Consider the following 15447-nt stretch of genomic DNA (forward strand, 5'->3'; position numbering starts at 1 on the left):
GAACCCGTCGGCGTGGACTCTCCTAGCGATCGCCGCCGGCCGCGAGCGTCTCGCGGAGCCGATCGCGCTCGGCGCGCAGGGTCTCGAGTTCGTCTTCGACCCGTCCGTCGGCCAGCCGATCGCGTTCGTCGGCGCTCAACTGGTCGGTCGCGACGGCGGCCGTCCGCAACCGCTCGTAGTCGGGGTCGGCGGTCAGGTCGCGGATCGACCGGAGCGCGGCGACGACCGACTCGTCGGCGACGCGGGCGACGAACGGCCGCAGTTCGCGACACCGGTACCGGAGCACGCCAGCGGGTTCGGGAGGCCACGCGATGGTCAGCGGCTCGGCGTCGATCCCGTCGAGGTAGGTTTGCTGGGTCGCCACCTGCCGTTTGAGTTCGCCCGCGTCGTCGACGTAGTGGTCGAGCTTCGAGCGCGAGTACTCGGCGTACTCGAGCAACTCGGGGATCGTGTACTCCCCCGCCGGGTTCGTCTCGACGTACTCACCGAGGTCGTCGGGCGGGCGCTCGAACGCGACCAGCGGATACCACTGACTGCGCTCGAGCAGCGCGAACAGTTCGCGTGCAGAGGCAGATGCGCGGTAGTCGGCGAACGCCGACCGGACGGCCGCGTTGTAGTCGTCGATCGGGTCGCGAAGTCGCTCGACCGGTGCGCCGAGATCGGCGTTCCCCAGTTCGATCAGTCGCTCGCGGTCAGCGATCTCCTCGTCGAGTTCCTGCAGCCGTCTGCCGGCGTCCGTGCGCGCTTCCTCGAGGGCCTCGCGGGCGGCCTCGCGTTCCTCGAGCAGGTCGGCGAACACCTCGGCCGGCTCGAGAGCGGCCTCGGCCCGCTGGAAGTCCGACTCGCTCAGTCGACGTTTGTCGATGGCATCCAGCGCCGCCTCGAACGCCTCCCTGCGGGGAAATTCCGCGGAAAGGTTCTCGACGAGCGTGGAGAACTCGCCCTCGAGCTGGACGTAGGCCTTGAAGTTCTCCCGGCCCGTCCCCGTCGCCCGGTCGACGTACTCCGCGAGCAGGTCCGACGCCCGCCGGTAGGCGTCGGCCACGCGGTCGACGGTCTCCTCGCCGTGGTCGTCGATCCGGGCTTCGACGTCGGCGAGCCGGCTACGGGCCCGCTCGAGTTGGTCGCAGTGATCGGTTCGGTGAAGGGTCTCGCTCATCTACTCGTAGACTGCGTCGGGGTCGAAGACGCGTTCGCCGACGTGTTCGCCGTCGACGGTGCGGTAGAAACACGACCGGTGGCCCGTGTGGCAGGCTCCGCCCTCCTGCTCGACGAGGTAGAGGAGGGTGTCTGCGTCGCAGTCGACTCTGACCTCCTCGACGTGCTGGACGTGGCCGCTCGTCTTTCCTTTCTGCCACAGTTCGTCCCGGCTACGCGAGTAGTAGTGAGCGAGCCCGGTCTCGCGGGTGCGCTCCAGGGCCTCCGGCGAGACGTACGCGAGCATCAGTACCTCGCCGGACTCGGCGTCCTGTGCGATGGCAGGGACGAGTCCGTCCTCGCCGAAATCGACCGAAACGTCGTCCATGTCCGAGAGGATGACCGTCAGGGCGATAGGTCTTTTGCCGCCTCGAGGCAGTGTGTCGACCGCGAACGTTTATCAGTCGCCGCGTGGGCAGGATGTCGTGATGGTCGACTACACGAAAGCGAACTACCAGGACGTCGACGACCGCAACGGGATGTACTTCCTCCGCGACGAGCTAGACTGCGAGAACATGGGCGTGACCGTCGTCGAGTATGAGCCCGGCTGGGAGGGGAAAGAACACGATCACGAGGAAGAAAGACAGGAAGAGGTCTACGTGTTGGTGGAAGGGGAGGCGACCGTCACCGTCGAGGACGAGGAGATAGCGATGAACGCAGGCGACGCGATCCGGATCGCCCCGGACGTGACCCACCAGATACGAAACGGCGACACCGAGAGTCGATTCGTCCTGATCGGCGCACCCTGATCGCGTCGACGTCAGCTTATGCCTGCCCGTTCAGCGTGATGTACCGGACGCCGATGATCCGCTCGTCGCTCTCGAGTTCCTCGCGTGCGGCGTCTGGCACTTCGGAGTCGACGTTGTACACCGTCAGCGCCTCGCCGCCGATGGTCTCGCGGGCGTTGAACATGCCCGCGATGTTGACGTCGTAGTCGCCCATCACGGAGCCGATGAGGCCGATGACGCCGGGTTCGTCGGTGTTGCGCGTGATGACCATCCGGCCGTGGGGGATGGCGTCGACGCGGAAGCCGTCGACGCGGACGATCCGCGGGTCGTCGCCGGCGAAGAGCGTGCCGTCGACCGAGATATCCTCGTCGCCGTCGGAGACGGTCACGGAGACGAGACTCTGGAAGTCCGCGGCCTGGTGGGTCTTGGATTCGGTGACCTCGACGCCGCGGTCCTCGGCGATCTGGGGGGCGTTGACCGCGTTGACCTGCCACTCGAGGGGTTCGAAGACGCCCTTCAGCGCGCTCGCGGTGACGAGTTCGACGTCCTCGTCGGCGATGTCACCCTCGTAGGTGACCTCGACACCTTCGATGCGGCCCTCGAGGAGCTGGGCGGCGACCTTTCCCGCAGTCTCGGCGAGGCCGATGTACGGTTCGATGCGGGGGAACGCGCTCTCGTCGACCGAGGGTGCGTTCAGGGCGTTCATGACGGGTTCGCCCTCGAGTGCGGCGACGACCTGCTCTGCGGTGGAGGTGGCGACGTTCTCCTGGGCGGCCTCCGTCGACGCGCCGAGGTGGGGCGTGACGATCACGTCGTCGACGCCCAGCAGTGGCGAGCCCTCCGGCAGGGGTTCCTCGGCGAAGACGTCGAGCGCCGCGCCCTCGAGGGTGCCGTCCTCGACCTTCCGGGCGAGGGCCTCCTCGTCGACGATGCCGCCGCGGCCGACGTTGACCAGGTAGCCGCCCTCGAGCATCTCGAGTTCGTCGTCGCTGATCATGCCCTCCGTCTCGGGGGTCAGCGGCGTGTGGATGGTCAGGAAGTCGGCACGCTCGAGACAGTCCTCGAGTTCGACGAGTTGGGCCCCGAGGCGATCGGCGCGTTCCTGGCTGATGTACGGGTCGAACGCGACCAGATCCATCCCCAGCGAGTCGAGTTTCTTTGCGACCTCCTGGCCGACGCGGCCGAGGCCGACGATGCCCAGCGTCTTGCCGTTGAGTTCGGCACCGAGGTAGTCGCTTTTCGCCCACTCGCCGCCCTTCAGGCGGACGTGCGCCTGCGGGATCGAGCGAGCGGCTGCGAACGTCATCGCGACGGTGTGTTCGGCCGCCGCGCGGACGTTGCCCTCCGGCGCGTTGGCGACGATGACGCCCTCGTCCGTGGCGGCGTCGATGTCGATGTTGTCGACGCCGATCCCGGCGCGGCCGACGATGACGAGGTCGTCGGCCGCCTCGAGCACCTCTCTCGTGACTTCGGTTCCAGAACGGACGATCAGCGCGTTCGCGTCGGCGACTGCCTCGAGGAGGTCCGCTCCCTCGAGTTCGTAGCCAGTTTCGACTTCGTGGCCGGCGTCGCGGAGTACGTCGAGACCCGCATCTGCGATGGGGTCTGTGACGAGCACCTTCATGCGCGAGACAATCGGATGGAACGGGTAAACCCTTCCGTTGTCGCCGTGGCCGGCAAAAACTACCTCCTCGACGGCCGGTAGCGCATGCGACGCGCTCGGGTCGTCAACCTCGCTCCGGAACGCGTGATCGGTCGGTCGATTCGGTGTCACCTGCAACTCGGCAGCGGCGATCCGTTCACCCGTCGACGATCACTCACCGTCGGGAAATGCCTGGTGCCAGAGCCCCAGTGCGATGACCACCAGTACGAACGCGGCCAGCCCGGCGACGGTCGACGCCGCGTCCGGCATACCGGGTGCGACCGTCGTCACGACGATCGACAGGATCGCCACGCCGACGAGGGTGGCCGCGCCCACCGCAAGCCGTCGATCCATCGGCTCGAGGGCGACCGCCTCGAGAGGCAACTCGAGGGCGTCGACGGCCCGTCCGGGATCGGCGAAGGGACCGAGGAGTCGGTTTCGCTCCGGTTCGTCTCGGGTCGTCGTCTGGATCGTCCGCGTGCCGAGCAGTCGATCGGTAAACCGGTCGTTCGCCATCGTCACGTCCCGGAGGTCCTCGACGCGCGTCGACCACTGTGGCTCCTCGACGAGCCAGTCGTAGGCGACGAGGTGCTCCCCGCGGCGCTGGTACTCGAGCGTGCCGTAGACGAGGAAGTAGACCACTACCTGGACGCCGACTGCCGCCGCTATCAGGACGACCAGCGCGACCACGCCGAGGGGGACGACAGGCGACGACTCGAGCAGACCCGCAAGCGAGAGGACGACGGGAGCCCAGACGAGGCCGGCGATCGGAAGGTATCCGACGCCCCGCGTGGCCGCCCGGAAGAGGGCGTTGCGGACGACCGCGCTCCGGTCGGGCCGAACGCGTCCGGTCGGTGCCGCCGAAGGCACGCGGACGGACGCTTCGGAATCGTCTGGTTCCGACGGCCCGGCGAACCACGCGATGAAGCGACTCGGCTCGTCGTCCGCGCGGTTCGTGCGATGGGCTGCCCACTCGACGAGAAGTTTCAGGCCGACGACGAACACGAGCATGCCCGTCGAACCCAGCGCGACGCCGAGCGTCCCCACGACGAAGATCAGCACGAAGACCTGCCGGGCGGCGGTCTCGACGGCCGCGTACGGGGAGACGCGCTCGTACTGTCGCCGCCGACGGTACTGCCCGTCGAGTTCCACGAGCTGGCCGACGAAGAGCGCGCCGACGCTCGCCAGCACCGAGGTGCTGAGGAGTTCCGGTCCGACGTCGGCGATCGCGAGCAAGAAGAGCCCGAAGAACAATCCGTAGAGGGGCGTCACGTAGAGGACGACGAGGGCAAACGGCACGTTCCGGATGAAGATCGGCGGCAGCCACGCGACCGGCTGGACGCTGCCGCGTTTTTCGGCCAGCCGGGAGTCCGACAGAGTCAGGACGCCGCTCTCCCGGTCCGACGGGGGCCGTCGCTGGGCGAACAGCGCCTTCACGCTCGCCAGCAGCAGCGACAGCAGGACCTCGAGACCGTAGACGAACACGAGCACGGTCGGCTCCCACTCGAGCCAGACGACGCCGGGAAGCGGCAGGAGGTTCGCGAGCAAGACCGGCACGAAAGCGGTCCGGTCGTCTCCGTCGGGCGGACGCAGGGACATCATTGCGCTTCGATTCGGCCGACGTATCGATGACAGGTAACGGAACCGATTCGATCAGCAGGACAACCGGTCAGATCGTGATCATCGCCGCGCCGACGACGATCAGGCCGGCACCCGCGACCACACCTTTCGTCACGCGCTCGAGGTCGCGCAGGAGGACGGCCGCGAAGACGACGGTGAAAAGCGGGGCGGTCGCCACCAGGGGATCGACGATAGCGATCCGCCCGTCCTCGAGGCCGAGGGCGGCCATCAGTGAGACCATGGCGACGGTCGTCAGCAGACCGCTGCCGGCGAAGTAGGCGTACGTCTCGCGGGGCATCGAGAGCACGTCGTCGCGCCCGAAGGCGACGACGTAGGCCACGAGCGCGACGAGACCCGCCGTCTCGTTGAGCGCGACGGCCTCGAGCGGGGAGATCGGCGACTCGAGCATGCCGTAGCGGCGGGCGACGTTGGCGACGGCGAACGTGGCCGCGGCGGCGATCGGCCACGCCAGGTCGCGGGGCCGCCAGCCCTCGAGGTCGCCACCTTTCGAGACGGCGAGCAGGGCGAGTCCGGCGACGAGGATCACGATGCCGGCGGCCGTCAGCGGGCCGAGCGGTTCGCCGAGAACGACCAGCGCGATCAGCGTCGCGAAAAGCGGTCGCGAACTCAGGATGGCGCTGTTGAGACTTGCGCCGACTCTGTCGACGCCGACGAAGATGACGATCCGGCCGAGTGCGGTGCCGATCACGCCGGCGAAGACGAAGACGGCGAGGACCTCGAGGGCGAGTCCCGCGAACGCGCCCCGGCCGTAGAAGACGGCGATGACGAGCCAGTAGATCGGCGAGTCGACGAGTACGACGACCAGCGACGCCTGCACCGAGCCGCCGCCGGCGGCCATACCGCGTTTGTCGAACACCGGCGCGAACCCCCAGAGGACGGCGGGAACGAGCGCGAGCGCGAGCACCTCGAGCGTGGCGCTCACGATACCACCTCGAGCGAGAATCCCATCGAACGGACCGAACGGACGGCGATCACGTCGTAGCCAACAGTGGAGTCGCCCGCAGCAAAGCGGTTGTGGTGTCAGATCGTGACAGGAGTGTGGTACCGCGGTCGACGACTCGCGTCGTTCCCGCGGCGTGAGGTGGGCCCACGGGCATTATTGCGCTCCGAGACGTGCGGTTTCGTATGTACGATCGGATTCTCCTGCCGACCGACGCCGACGAAGGGACCGAGCGAGCGATCGACCACGCGATCGAGGCCGCCGACCACTACGACGCCGAACTCCACCTCCTGTACGTCGTCGACAGCGACGTCTACTCGTCGTACACGGGCGACGAGTACGTCCACGAGTTCGAGGGGCTGGAGTCGGCCCTCGAGCAGGAAGGCGAGGAGGCGCTCGAGGACATCGCAGACCAGGCCCGCGAGGCGGGTCTCGAGCCGGTCGTCGCGGTTCGTCACGGGCGGCCACACGAGGAGATCCTCGCGTACGCCGACGACGAGGACGTCGACCTGCTGGTGATGGGCTCGAAAGAACGGCCCGGCGAGTACCGTCGCCTGCTGGGCAGCGTCACGGAACGGATCGCACGGCTGGCCTCGCGGCCGGTGACGATCGTCAAGACGCCGGTCGAGGAGTGACGAGCGGAAACCTGAACTGGTTTATTCTCCCGGCCGAAAGCCGGAGGCGATGACACTCGTCGCCTTCGACTTCGACGGGACGCTTTCGGACTCCGAGATGACCGTACTGCTCGGCGAACGGATCGACGTCGCCGAGGACATGGCCGAGATTACGGAACGTGCGATGAACGACGAGATCGGCTACGCCGAGAGCCTGCGCGAGCGGGCCGCCCTGCTCGAGGGACTGCCAGAGTCTGAGGCACGAGTCGCCTACGACCGCGTCGAACTGCGGCCGGGTGCGGCCGACCTCATCGAGACGCTGAACGACGCCGGCGTCACGACCGCCATCCTGACAGGCGGGTTCGAGCAGGGCGTCGAGGCGGCCCTGGAAAGTGAAGGCGTTTCGGTCGATCACATCGTCTCGAACCGGCTGCCGATCGAGGCTGACGTCCTGACGGGCGACGTCGAGGGGTCGCTGATCGAGGGGACGAAAGACGACGCCCTCGAGGAACTGGCCGCCGACGTCGACGTTCCGATGGCCGAAACCGTCGCCGTCGGCGACGGTGCCAACGACCTGCCGATGCTCGAGGTCGCCGGCCTGTCGATCGGGTTCGCGCCGAAACCGGCGGTCGAACCCCACTGCGAGATCGTCGTCACGTCGATGGCGGAACTTCACGACGTGCTCGTCGAAGACGGGATTCTCGACAGCAAGTAACGAATCGTACTCACGACCATCGCGTTCTCGAGACGATAGCCACGCGCGGATTGTCAGCACAACGATCGCTTTTCGATACCGAGAGAGTTTTTACTCACTACCGAGTTACTACTGATGATGATGTGGCAAGACCTCGTGTTCCTCGTCGGAAGCAGCCTGTCGATCGTCTTTCTGGCCCCGACCCTGCGGGATCGGACCGCACGGGTCCCGCTCGGAACGAGTCTCCCGTCGATGGGGATCGGCGGCGTGTACGCGTTCACGTTTTCCACGCTCGGGATGTCCTTCTCCGCGGCCGGGGCGGCCGCCGCCGCGACGATGTGGTCGCTGATCGCCCTCTACCGCTCGCCGGGTGCACAGTCGCCGGTCCTGACTCGCCGCGACGACGTCGTCCTCTTCGGCAACGATGCGTTGCGGTGGGCGAAACGACTCGTTGTCGGCTCGAGTGTGCGAAACCAGTACGAGTACGACCGGGCCGAGTACGGACAGTCAGCCGACTGATCGCCGACCATCGGACTCGAGGCATCGATCGCTCGATCAGAACGTCTCGCCGACCTCCGGGGCGTACTCCTCCGGCGCGACGTCGACGACCCGCTCGTCGTGGAGCGTCGTAAAGAAGAACGCGTCGCTGACGTAGTACTCCTCGAGCGCCGGACGCGCGACGACGTCCATCACTGCCGGCGACGCCGGCTCGTCGGGGGTCAAAAGCAGCGAGAAGTTGTGCCCGGTGAGGCCGAGGTCGGCGTAGTACTCGAGGACGTTCTCGAGGCCGGCGGCGAGGTCGCCGACGACCTCGGCGTTCGGGTCAGGAATCCCCGTAACGTCGGTGACGCCGGCGACGTGCCACTGGTGGGCCGGCGCGAACGGCGCGATCCACTCGACGTCGCCGGTCGACCCGACGTGTCGGAGCCCCGATCGCTCCTCCTCGAGCAGCTCCGCCCAGTAGGTTCGGTCGTGGTCGTCGTAGTACTCGCGTTCTCGCCGGGCGATCCGGCGCACCTCGTTCGTCCCGCGGTCGTCGGCCATCGTCTGGAGATGCGGGTGGACGACACTGCTGCCGGCGGACGGCAGCAGGTTCATGTTGATCGACGCGAACGAGACCTCGTCGTCGTGGGCTGTGACCGCCTGGAGGTACTCGAGTGCGCAGGCGAGGCCGTCCTCGAGGACGTCGGCGGTGAACTCGTCGAGCGGTTTGACGTGGTCTTCGGTGAGTACGACGACGTTCGAGTGTTTCGCGTACGGGAACAGGTTGGGGAAGGAGACGGCCTCGCCGACCGAGCCGCGGTCGACGCCGACGAAGTCCGGATAGGTCGGCGTCGCCTCCTGGACGCTGTCCGGACAGAAGAAACAGCCCTCGCCGTCGGCGAACGTCTCGAGGTCGACGGGCTCGTCCGGCCGCGGGAAGACCTCCGGAACGATCCGGGTCTGTCGATCCGTCAGCGGGTCCTCGCGGATCTCGATCTCGACCGTGTCCAGTTCGAACTCCTCGAGTGGACTGTGAAAGCGGGCCTCCTGGACGGTGCTGTCGTACTCGATCGGCATGGTACGTGTCGCTTCGACAACCGTCACCAAAAAACGACTCGTCGATTTGTCGGGAAGTCGGCGAGTGGGGTCACTTCGAGAAGAGACTCGCGTGAACGGGCGCGAAGCAGTCGTCGTCGGCGTCGGCCGGTCGCGTGTCGGTGATCGCCCGACCGCCGAGTCCCTCGGCGAGCAGCGTGGATAGCGGCGGCCCGACCTTCTCGGGTTCGACGAGGAAGGCGTCGTGGCCGTGATCGGACTCGACGACGTGGTGGGCGACGTCGACGTCGACCTCGCGACACGACTCGGCGAGGGCGTCGGCCTGTTCGACCGTGAAGTGCCAGTCGCCGGTAAACGAGAGGAGGAGGAGTTCGCCCTCGAAGGCGGCGAGCGCGTCGGCGTCGGACTCGTAGCCAGCCGAGAGGTCGAAGTCGTCCATCGCCCGGGTCAGATAGAGGTAGCTGTTGGCGTCGAAGCGGTCGGTGAACTTCTCGGCCTGGTAGTCGAGGTAGGACTCGACCTCTCGATAGGGGAAGAAGGCGGCTGCGGGGTCCGGGGGCTCGTCTCGGACCGTCTCGCGGCCGGCCGACCGGCGACCGAACTTCCGGGCCATCGACGACTTCGAGAGGTACATCACGTGGCCGATCTGGCGCGCTCGAGCCAGCCCCTCCTCGGGTTCCGGCCCGCCGTAGTAGTGGCCGTCGTTCCAGTTCGGGTCGCCGGTGATCGCGCGACGGGCGATGGTGTCGAGCGCGAGACACTGGGCGTCGAGTCGCGGTGCGGCCGCGACCACGGCGGCCCGGTCGACGTCGTCCGGGTAGCGCCGAAGCCAGTCCAGGACGTTCATGCCACCGACGCTCCCGCCGACGACGGCGTGGAGGCGGCCGACGCCCAGTTCGTCGAGCAGTCGCCGCTGGGCGCGGGTCCAGTCGCCGACGGTCACGGGCGGGAAGTCGGTGCCGTATGGTTCGCCCGTCTCGGGGTTCGTGCTGGCGGGGCCGGTCGTCCCGTAACACGACCCGGGGACGTTCGCACAGATCACGTAGTACTCCGTCGTGTCGACCGCCTTGCCGGGGCCGACGACGTCGCCCCACCAGGCGCGGGCCTGTCCCGCCGTGTCGTCGCCGGCGTCGGGCCGGCGCGCGACGTGCGAACTGCCGGTCAGGGCGTGACAGACCAGCACCGCGTTCGTCCCGTCGAACTCGCCGTACGTTTCGTAGGCCACCTCGAGCGTGGGGATCGACTCGCCACACTCGAAGGTGAACTCGCCGAGGTCGGCTACGTCTCTGGTCGTCACGTTCGGGTCACCTCCGGTCGCATCGTCAGGATCGCCCCTCCGTCGATGTCGTCGCCACGTCGATGGCGTTCTCGAGGTCGGCCAGTATGTCTTCCGGATCCTCGATGCCGACCGAGAGCCGAACGAGGTCGGGTGTCACGCCTGCCTCCTCCTGTTCTTCGGGGGTAAGCTGGCCGTGGGTCGTGCTCGCGGGGTGGATGACGAGCGTCTTCGCGTCGCCGATGTTCGCGAGGAACGACGCGACCTCGACGTTCTCGCAGACGGCCTTTCCAGCCTCGTATCCCCCCTCGAGTCCGAAGGCGATCATCCCGCCGTAGTCCTCGAGGTAGCGCGAGGCGTCGTCGTGGGTGGGATGGGAGTCGAGGCCGGGGTAGGTGACCCACGCGACGTCCTCGTGGTCGTCGAGGTAGTCGGCGACGACGGCGGCGTTCTCGCAGTGTCGCTCCATCCGCAGGGGCAGCGACTCGAGACCCTGCAGCGTCTGCCAGGCGTCGAACGGCGACTGCTGGTTGCCGAGACTGCGCAGTGACCGGAACCGGGCCGCGGCCGCAAACGGCGCGTCGGCGAAGTCCCGCGAGAAGTCCACGTCGTGGTAGGCGTCGTTCTGGCCGGCGATCTCCTCGTAGCCGTGTTCGCCCCAGGGAAACGAGCCACCGTCGACGAGGATCCCGCCGACGGTCGTCCCCGAACCGTGGATCCACTTCGTCGTGGACTCCCAGACCACGTCCGCACCGTGCTCGAGCGGCCGACACAGCGCTGGCGTCGCGAACGTGTTGTCGACGACCAGCGGGACGCCCTCGTCGTGGGCGATCTCGGCGACGCGCTCGAGGTCGGGCGTCACGAGCGACGGGTTGCCGATCGTCTCGACGTGGACGAACGCGGTGTCCGAATCGATCGCCTCCTCGTAGGCGTCGTACTCGAGCGTGGGGACGAACCGCGCCTCGACGTCGCGTCGAGAGGCGGTCTTCGCGAAGTAGGCCGTCGTCCCGCCGTACGTGTCGGTCGAGCAGACGACGTTCTCACCCGCCTTCGCGAGGAGCAGCGTCGCCGAGTCGAGCGCGGCCATGCCACTCGCCGTCGCGACCGCACCGGCCCCGCCCTCGAGCGTCGCGAGTCGATCCTCGAGGGTCTCGACCGTCGGGTTGCTGATTCGCGAGTAGATGTGGCCCTCGCCCTCGAGGGCGTACAGCTCTGCCGCGGCGTCGGCGCTCTCGAAGACGTAAGAGGTAGACTGGTAGATCGGCGGCGCCATCGCGCCCGTCGCGGGATCCGGCGACTGTCCGGCGTGGACGCTTCTGGTCCCGAAGCCCCGCCTCGACTCCGGAACGTGTTCTTCGTCGCGCTCGTCCTCACTCATGTTTTGTGTGCATAACTCACCCAGATTCTTATGACTGGCAGTAACGGCAAAATCCGCAGTCCGTGCCAGCTACCCGCACGAATCGGGGCCGTTCGCTCGAGTGGCGCGATCGTCGAACGGGCGGCACAGACGAACGGTTTGATACGTTCGGACGTCCAACGGCCGATCGTGCACTCGAGTAACCGCGACCGGGTCGTCCTCGCCGCCGTCGTCTTCGCGGTGTTGTTCTCGCAGGTGTTGCTCTACCCGGGCGTGGCGACGCTGGTCGAGGCACTGGGCGCAGACGTCGCGACGTCGCCGCTCGCCGAGACGGCGCTGTCGGCGAGCATGTGGTTTCTCGTCGCCGAGTTCGCCGCCTACGTCGCGTTCGTCGGCGTCTGGGGCGTCGCGAGCGACGTGACCGGCCGCCGGACGTCGTTTATCGTCTCCGGCGCGTTCGCGGGCGCAGTCGGCTACACCGCCCTCGCCGTCTCGCCGTCGATCCTGTCGCTCTCGTTCGAGGGCGTCCTCCTGCTTCGGGTCCTGCAGGGAGCGATGACGATCGGCGCGTTCTCGCTGACGATGACGATGCTCATGGACCTCGAGGGCGGCCACGGGAAGAACATGGGTGCGGCGGGCATCGCCATCGGCCTCGGGGCCGCACTCGGCGCACCCGTCGGCGGCCAGCTGACGGGGATCGATCCGCTCGCACCGCTTTTCGTCGCCGCCGGCCTGCTCGTCGGCGTCGGCCTGCTGGTCTCGACCGTCCCCGACCGCGCGCCCAGCGATCGGCGCACGGCTCGAGCCGTCGTCGACGGCCTCCGTCGGCGGCCGGTGCTGACGATCCCGTACGCGTTCGGCTTCGTCGATCGCCTGACAGCCGGCTTTTTCGCGCTCGTGGGGACGCTGTACTTCCAGGACGCCTTCGAACTCGACGCCGCCGGCACCGGCCTCATGCTCGCGTGCTTTTTCGCCCCCTTCGCCCTCCTGCAGTACCCGCTTGGCGTCCTCTCGGATCGGGTCGGTCGCGTCGTGCCGATCGTCGTCGGCTCGTTGCTGTACGGCGTCGGCATCCTGGGCGTCGGCGCGTCGCCGACGATCCCCGTCGCCGCCGTCGCGATGATCGCCGTCGGCGTCCTCGGCGCGCTCGTCGCCCCCGCGACGATGGCGCTCGTGTCCGACCTCGCCGACGACGGGGAACGCGGGGTCGCGATGGCCGGCTTCAACCTCGCCGGTAGCCTCGGCTTCCTCGGTGGCTTTCTCGTCGGCGGCACCGTCGCCGACGCCTACGGCTACGAGGCCGCCTTTCTCGTCGTCGGCGGCCTCGAGATCGCCATCGCGCTCGTGGCCGCCCCCGCGTTCGTCCGCCTCTCGCTCGAGCGTTCGACGACGTTCGCCCTCGACGAACGAGAGGGCAAGGACGTGTGAGCGAGACGGCCACAGAAACGACAGGAAAACAGACATTCACGTGCTGATTACTTTTAATCGGCCGCGTCGGATCCGCGATCGTGACGCGAACTCGAGCAGTGTCTCGGCGGACGGTGGTGCTCGCAGGACTTGCAACATCGACGGCGCTCGTCGCCGGGTGTCTGAGCGACGGTGGTGGCAGCGGTACCGTCGGGGACGGTGGTGACGACAGTGACGATACCAACGGCGGCGACGATGGAGCTGACGACGGGAGCAAGACCGGGGACGGCAACGCTGACGACGACAGCGACACTGACAATGTCGACGACGGCGACGACCGGGCGGTTCCCGACGACGTCGACGCGTACCTGACCGAAAACGACGCGAACCTGTACGACGGCGCGCTGGCCGATCACACCGGCGACGACGACGTCACGGTCGCAGTCGGGGCCGGCAGACGTGGCTACGCGTTCGATCCTGCCGCGATGCGCATCGACGCGGGGACGACGGTCGTCTGGGAGTGGACCAGCGACGGTGGCGCTCACAACGTCGCCAGCAGCGACGAGTCCGACGTCGAGTTCCGGAGTGGCGCCCCCGTCGGTGAGGCCGGCCACACCTACGAGAAGACGTTCGACCAGCACGGGACTGTGCTGTACTACTGCGAGGTCCACGAGGAGATCGGCCACCACGGCGCGATCGTCGTCGAGGGTGAGACCGACGGCGACGAGACCGCTGGCTAGGCGGTCACGCGACACGAGGAGTCACTCTCGGACCAGTCACGAGAACGACGTCGACGACGGCAGCGATCGTCGGCCAGGAGAACTCTTCTCTACACAATTATTACCATACGTAGAGCTATCGTTGTTATGTGGTACCAATTATCGTCAAATTTTGGCGTTTCAAGCCCCAGAAATGGAGAATAGCAAGATAGAAGTAGTGACACACTCCTTCGTAATAACATGAACGTCGATAGAGACATCTTGCTCTTCGTCGCGCTCGCAGTCGTCTGGGGGAGCGCCTTCACGGCGATCGAGGTCGGACTCGAGACGCTGCCACCGCTGCTGTTCGCCGCGTTCCGGCTCGACGTCGCCGCCGTGGCGTTCGCGGGGGCCGTCGTCGCGGTCGGCTTCCCGTGGCGACCACAGACGCGTGCGGACGTCCTCCAGATCGTCGCCGGAGGCGTCCTGCTCTTCGGTGCCCACTTCGCACTGCTGTTTCTCGGCCAGACGTACGTCTCGAGTGCCGTCGGCGCGATCGTCCTCAGCCTGACGCCGGTCGTGACGCCGCCGATCGCACTCGCCGTCCTCCCGCGCGAGGAGATCCGCGCGCCCGCCGTGGTCGGCCTGCTGCTCGGCCTGGCCGGCGTTACCGTCATCGCCGTCAGCGGCGGAGCGCTCGACGGACGGGCGATCGGCGTCGCACTCCTGTTCGCTGCGGCGCTGGTCTTCGCCGTCGGGTCGGTGCTCACCGAACGACTCGAGGGGACGCTGCCGATCATCTCCTTGCAAACGTGGGCGATGGCCGGCGGTGCCCTCGTCTTGCACGCCCTGAGCGCCGTCCACCCCGCCGAGTCGATCGCCGCCGTCGAACCGACGCTCGCCGCCGTCGGCGCGCTGGCGTACCTGTCGCTCGTCTCGACGGCCGGTGGCTTCTTCGCCTACTTCGTCTTGCTCGAGCGCATCGGCGCGACGGAACTCAGCCTGATCAACTACGCCGTCCCCGTCGTCGCGGCGGTCGTCGGCTGGATCGCACTCGGCGAGTCGCTGACTGCGGCGACGGTCGCCGGGTTCGCGCTGATCCTGCTGGGCTTTGCCCTGTGCAAGATCGACGCGCTCTGGAGCGTCGTCGCACCGGTCGTCGGTGCCGGCCCACACCGATCGTCCGCCGAGACGGACGGCGTCGTGGTAGACGGGAACGTCTACGTCTCGGGCGACGACGACGCGAACCGATCGTCGGGGTCGCCGGCGTCGGCCGACTAGCTCGAGTCGGTTTCAGCGTTCACGACGTTCGAAACGATCTGAACGCGATCTAACGGTTTGAACTGCCGCGGACCTTATCTCCGACTGTCGCCTCCGAACGACTGTATGACGAAAACGACAGTCACGATGCTCGTCGTACTGCTCGCCGGCCTCGCGCTCGCGACGGGACCGGTCGCCGCACAGCCGGGCGACGCTGGTCCATCCGAGTTGCCCTCGGCCGTCCCCGACTTCGTCTCGAGTCTGCTCGACGACGTCTCTGACGTCGGCGGACGCGCCCTCGCCGACGTCGGTTCGCTCGTCGAGCGCGTGACGCCCGACGGCGTCCCGGGTCTCGAGAACGTACCGGCGTTCGAGTGAGCGGCAGTTCGTCGACGACCGTCGCCGACCCGCTCTCGGTACGGCATCAAAAGTACCATACCCCCCCGCGACCCAG

The 15447-nt window shown here is 67.7% G+C and carries 16 protein-coding genes; 8 read left to right on the forward strand and 8 right to left on the reverse strand.

Features of this window, described 5'->3' with window-relative positions; genetic code table 11:
• Positions 1 to 22 precede the first annotated feature (22 nt).
• Both MU558_RS06905 and hisI read right to left on the reverse strand, forming a co-directional pair.
• Positions 23 to 1159 (reverse strand): DUF7118 family protein, encoded by a 1137-nt coding sequence (locus MU558_RS06905; protein WP_246973297.1) that lies wholly within the window; start codon positions 1157 to 1159, stop codon positions 23 to 25.
• Entirely contained in the window at positions 1160 to 1525 is a 366-nt protein-coding gene (gene hisI, locus MU558_RS06910; RefSeq protein ID WP_246973300.1) for a phosphoribosyl-AMP cyclohydrolase, read from the reverse strand.
• A 100-nt stretch (positions 1526 to 1625) separates the two neighbouring features.
• Here hisI and MU558_RS06915 point away from each other — a divergent pair, with 100 nt between their 5' ends.
• Positions 1626 to 1946: a cupin domain-containing protein gene (locus MU558_RS06915; protein ID WP_246973303.1), complete on the forward strand. Its 321-nt coding sequence runs from the start codon at positions 1626 to 1628 to the stop codon at positions 1944 to 1946.
• A 16-nt stretch (positions 1947 to 1962) separates the two neighbouring features.
• Here the strand turns inward: MU558_RS06915 and serA are convergent, their stop codons facing one another.
• The 3 genes from serA to MU558_RS06930 form a co-directional block, all read right to left on the reverse strand.
• Entirely contained in the window at positions 1963 to 3549 is a 1587-nt protein-coding gene (gene serA / locus MU558_RS06920; RefSeq protein ID WP_246973306.1) for a phosphoglycerate dehydrogenase, read from the reverse strand.
• Positions 3550 to 3738: 189 nt separating this feature from the next.
• Positions 3739 to 5166 (reverse strand): DUF6498-containing protein, encoded by a 1428-nt coding sequence (locus tag MU558_RS06925; RefSeq protein ID WP_246973309.1) that lies wholly within the window; start codon positions 5164 to 5166, stop codon positions 3739 to 3741.
• Positions 5167 to 5236: 70 nt separating this feature from the next.
• Positions 5237 to 6133, reverse strand: coding sequence for a DMT family transporter (locus tag MU558_RS06930; protein WP_246974857.1), 897 nt, complete (start codon positions 6131 to 6133; stop codon positions 5237 to 5239).
• A 200-nt stretch (positions 6134 to 6333) separates the two neighbouring features.
• On the opposite strand from MU558_RS06930, the gene MU558_RS06935 reads away from it, so the two are divergent.
• The 3 genes from MU558_RS06935 (at position 6334) to MU558_RS06945 (ending at position 7975) form a co-directional block, all read left to right on the forward strand.
• Positions 6334 to 6783, forward strand: a complete 450-nt coding sequence (locus tag MU558_RS06935; protein ID WP_246973311.1) for a universal stress protein — start codon at positions 6334 to 6336, stop codon at positions 6781 to 6783.
• Positions 6784 to 6832: 49 nt separating this feature from the next.
• On the forward strand, positions 6833 to 7477 hold the full coding sequence (gene serB / locus MU558_RS06940; RefSeq protein WP_246973313.1) for a phosphoserine phosphatase SerB: 645 nt from the start codon (positions 6833 to 6835) through the stop codon (positions 7475 to 7477).
• 117 nt (positions 7478 to 7594) lie between these two features.
• Entirely contained in the window at positions 7595 to 7975 is a 381-nt protein-coding gene (locus MU558_RS06945; protein WP_246973315.1) for a hypothetical protein, read from the forward strand.
• 36 nt (positions 7976 to 8011) lie between these two features.
• On the opposite strand, the gene MU558_RS06950 is transcribed toward MU558_RS06945, so the two are convergent.
• The 3 genes from MU558_RS06950 to MU558_RS06960 all read right to left on the reverse strand — a co-directional run bounded on the left by MU558_RS06950 (position 8012) and on the right by MU558_RS06960 (position 11649).
• Positions 8012 to 9016 (reverse strand): hypothetical protein, encoded by a 1005-nt coding sequence (locus tag MU558_RS06950; RefSeq protein WP_246973316.1) that lies wholly within the window; start codon positions 9014 to 9016, stop codon positions 8012 to 8014.
• A 70-nt stretch (positions 9017 to 9086) separates the two neighbouring features.
• Positions 9087 to 10292 carry a homoserine O-acetyltransferase MetX gene (gene metX / locus MU558_RS06955; protein ID WP_246973318.1) on the reverse strand — a complete coding sequence of 402 codons (1206 nt, stop codon included), beginning with the start codon at positions 10290 to 10292 and terminating at the stop codon, positions 9087 to 9089.
• A gap of 25 nt (positions 10293 to 10317) precedes the next feature.
• Positions 10318 to 11649 carry an O-acetylhomoserine aminocarboxypropyltransferase/cysteine synthase family protein gene (locus MU558_RS06960; RefSeq protein WP_246973320.1) on the reverse strand — a complete coding sequence of 444 codons (1332 nt, stop codon included), beginning with the start codon at positions 11647 to 11649 and terminating at the stop codon, positions 10318 to 10320.
• Positions 11650 to 11817: 168 nt separating this feature from the next.
• Here MU558_RS06960 and MU558_RS06965 point away from each other — a divergent pair, with 168 nt between their 5' ends.
• The 4 genes from MU558_RS06965 (at position 11818) to MU558_RS06980 (ending at position 15371) form a co-directional block, all read left to right on the forward strand.
• Positions 11818 to 13056 (forward strand): MFS transporter, encoded by a 1239-nt coding sequence (locus MU558_RS06965; protein WP_246973323.1) that lies wholly within the window; start codon positions 11818 to 11820, stop codon positions 13054 to 13056.
• Positions 13057 to 13136: 80 nt separating this feature from the next.
• Positions 13137 to 13775 (forward strand): halocyanin domain-containing protein, encoded by a 639-nt coding sequence (locus MU558_RS06970; RefSeq protein WP_246973326.1) that lies wholly within the window; start codon positions 13137 to 13139, stop codon positions 13773 to 13775.
• Between the two features lie 219 nt (positions 13776 to 13994).
• Positions 13995 to 15014: a DMT family transporter gene (locus tag MU558_RS06975; protein WP_246973328.1), complete on the forward strand. Its 1020-nt coding sequence runs from the start codon at positions 13995 to 13997 to the stop codon at positions 15012 to 15014.
• A gap of 105 nt (positions 15015 to 15119) precedes the next feature.
• Positions 15120 to 15371, forward strand: a complete 252-nt coding sequence (locus MU558_RS06980) for a hypothetical protein (RefSeq protein ID WP_246973330.1) — start codon at positions 15120 to 15122, stop codon at positions 15369 to 15371.
• The last annotated feature ends 76 nt before the right edge of the window (positions 15372 to 15447 follow it).

The sequence above is a fragment of the Natribaculum luteum genome (genome assembly GCF_023008545.1).
GTDB lineage: Archaea > Halobacteriota > Halobacteria > Halobacteriales > Natrialbaceae > Natribaculum > Natribaculum luteum.

What these genes read in the sequence shown, in the direction of transcription:
- MU558_RS06945 (WP_246973315.1), top strand. Translation starts at nt 7,595, where the DNA reads ATGATGTGGCAAGACCTCGTGTTCCTCGTCGGAAGCAGCCTGTCGATC.
- MU558_RS06960 (WP_246973320.1), bottom strand. Translation starts at nt 11,649, where the DNA reads ATGAGTGAGGACGAGCGCGACGAAGAACACGTTCCGGAGTCGAGGCGG.
- MU558_RS06915 (WP_246973303.1), top strand. Translation starts at nt 1,626, where the DNA reads ATGGTCGACTACACGAAAGCGAACTACCAGGACGTCGACGACCGCAAC.
- MU558_RS06905 (WP_246973297.1), bottom strand. Translation starts at nt 1,159, where the DNA reads ATGAGCGAGACCCTTCACCGAACCGATCACTGCGACCAACTCGAGCGG.
- hisI (WP_246973300.1), bottom strand. Translation starts at nt 1,525, where the DNA reads ATGGACGACGTTTCGGTCGATTTCGGCGAGGACGGACTCGTCCCTGCC.
- MU558_RS06980 (WP_246973330.1), top strand. Translation starts at nt 15,120, where the DNA reads ATGACGAAAACGACAGTCACGATGCTCGTCGTACTGCTCGCCGGCCTC.
- serA (WP_246973306.1), bottom strand. Translation starts at nt 3,549, where the DNA reads ATGAAGGTGCTCGTCACAGACCCCATCGCAGATGCGGGTCTCGACGTA.
- serB (WP_246973313.1), top strand. Translation starts at nt 6,833, where the DNA reads ATGACACTCGTCGCCTTCGACTTCGACGGGACGCTTTCGGACTCCGAG.
- MU558_RS06935 (WP_246973311.1), top strand. Translation starts at nt 6,334, where the DNA reads ATGTACGATCGGATTCTCCTGCCGACCGACGCCGACGAAGGGACCGAG.
- MU558_RS06975 (WP_246973328.1), top strand. Translation starts at nt 13,995, where the DNA reads ATGAACGTCGATAGAGACATCTTGCTCTTCGTCGCGCTCGCAGTCGTC.
- MU558_RS06950 (WP_246973316.1), bottom strand. Translation starts at nt 9,016, where the DNA reads ATGCCGATCGAGTACGACAGCACCGTCCAGGAGGCCCGCTTTCACAGT.
- MU558_RS06925 (WP_246973309.1), bottom strand. Translation starts at nt 5,166, where the DNA reads ATGTCCCTGCGTCCGCCCGACGGAGACGACCGGACCGCTTTCGTGCCG.